Source organism: Kitasatospora sp. MY 5-36, from assembly GCF_001182915.1.
GTDB lineage: Bacteria > Actinomycetota > Actinomycetes > Streptomycetales > Streptomycetaceae > Kitasatospora.
The window spans coordinates 1-2,135 of record NZ_LFVW01001068.1 but is presented as its reverse complement, the minus strand read 5'-3'; the positions used below and the strand labels follow the sequence as shown (position 1 = coordinate 2,135).

Sequence of the window (2,135 nt, the reverse complement as noted above, 5' to 3'; positions counted from 1 at the left end):
CCTCGCCGCCGCCGACCGCGACGGGGCGGGGGGTGAGGCCCGCGCAGGGGCCGCAGATGCCGGGTTCGGGCACCGGGTCGTGGCACGCCGCGCACTCGGCGTACCGAAGTGCCCCGGTCCGTACGGTGCTTGGGGCGGGCGGCAGCTTGTGCTCCAGGCGGTGGCGGAGGACGGCGGCCGCCGAGTGCATCGGGGCGGGCAGGCCCGGCAGCAGGGCCTGGGCGAGGTCGGCGGCGGTGCTGCCGCGTTCCAGCCACCGGGCGACCAGGGGCGCGAGTGCGCGGGCTTCGGCCTCGCCCAGGCGCAGGCGCGGCTCGGGGCGGATCACCCGGAACAGCGTGGCGACCGCCTCGCGGAGCTGCTCGTCGGACTGCCCGTCCGCCCGCCCGTCGGGCGGTTCGACGGGCGATTCGGCGGGGAGGGGGGGTTCTTGGTGCCGGTCCTTTGAAAGGGTGTCAGCGCGGCCGGTGCTCGCTCCACCGGGGACCGGGCGGGTGGTACTCGGCGCTGCGGCCCGAGGGACGTCGTAGACGTGGGTCTCGGTGATGATCGTGCCGTCGGGCAGGCGGATCTTCTCGACCCGGTAGTACCCGGCGTCGGCCAGCTCCTTCAGGGCCCTGCGGACCGCGCCGCGCCCCTGGGGGCTGGTGTCGGCCATGTGCCGACCGTCCTCGCGCCAGCCGTCGGGCCGGGAGAGGAGGTCCGCGAGCAGGCCCCGGGCGGTGTAGGAGAGCCGTCGGTACTGGAGTACGGCGTTGGGCAGCACGGTGAAGTCGCGCACGGGGGCGCTACGATGGACGCGCATCGGGAGTGTTGGCTCCTGTTGCCGGACCCCGGGGTGTTAGCGCACCGCCGGGGTCGCCTGTTTTCGGTTGGATTACGGAACGTACCACAACGGTCACGCACAGAACGGGCGTTCGCGACAACTGCCCTGATGGGGGCGCTCCGTCACCCGGCGTCAGCCGGGGGTGCCCGGGCGGTGGACGCTGAGGTCGCCGTAGGAGCGCAGGGCGCCGGCCGGGTCGCCGGGCTTGTCCCGCAGGACGGCGTCCAGGAAGGCGAGGGTGGCCGCGGCGACGGTGCGCGGGCCCCCGGTGCGGCCCAGGGTGCCGACGAGTGAGGGCACCGGCGGCAGGTACAGGGGGCCGTCCATGAAGGTGAGGTGGGCGGCGCCGGGGACGGTGAGCCGGTAGCTCGGCGCGGTGCTGGAGTCGAGCGCCTCGGTGAGGCGGGGCAGGTAGCGCGGGTCGCTGTCCGGGGTGATGGCCTGGGTGAGCGCGAGCGTCGGCCGGTCGAGGGCGGGCGCGGTGGGGCCGTGGGGGTAGCCGTCCAGGTCGACGACGGCGGCGAAGCGGCGGTCCTGCCGGGCCGCCTGCAGGGCGGCGGCGCCGCCCATGGAGTGGCCGGTCACCGCGACCCGGCCGGTGTCCAGGCGTCCGGTCAGCGGGTCGGCGATCCCGCCGCGCTCCAGGGCGTCCAGCTGGGTGAGGACGAAGCCGAGGTCGCCGGCCCGGACGGCCGTCCAGCCGGCCGCCAGCTCGTCGTCCCTGTCCCGGTCGCCGCTGGAGGCGGTCTCGGTGCCGATCGTCCGGCCGTCGGCGAGGACGACGGCGGCGGAGTCGTACGGGTGGTCGAGGGCGGCCACCACGTAGCCGTGGCTGGCCAGTTCCTCCGCCCACGCGGTGTTCTGGGTGCGCACCCCGCCCGACCCGGGGGAGAACAGCACGACCGGGAACCGCTCGCCGCCGCCGGCCACCTGGGCGTCGAAGACCGAACGGCTGCGGGCGCGCGGGACGCCGTCGACCAGGAAGCCCGGCAGGCCGACGCCCCGGGCGAGGGCCCCGGAGACGGTGCGCGCCTCCTGCGCGGTGCGTCCGAGGTACTGGGCCCGCTGCGCGCCCGCGGGGATCTTCCCCGCGGGGTACCAGAGTTGGACCACGACGGTGCGCAGGTCGTTCGGGTCGGCGGTGAAGGTCTCGGGGCGGTGCGGGTCGGTCCACTGCACCACGCGGGTGCCGACCGCGAAGCCGCCCGACGGCTCGGGGAACACCGGGACGGGAAAGGCCCAGGCGGCCACCGGGCCCGTGGCGATCAGGCCGACGCAGGCCGGTCGTCACGGCCTCGAACCGGGCGCC

General features: G+C 76.3%; 1 protein-coding gene and 1 pseudogene. Both read right to left on the bottom strand.

Annotated elements, in window-relative coordinates; genetic code table 11:
* A partial coding sequence (locus tag AE652_RS40130) for a hypothetical protein (protein ID WP_049660659.1) occupies positions 1–805 on the bottom strand: 805 nt, incomplete at its 3' end.
* 153 nt (positions 806–958) lie between these two features.
* Positions 959–2,107, bottom strand: a pseudogene (locus AE652_RS40125) (alpha/beta hydrolase family protein); the annotation flags it as partial.
* Between the last annotated feature and the right edge of the window lie 28 nt (positions 2,108–2,135).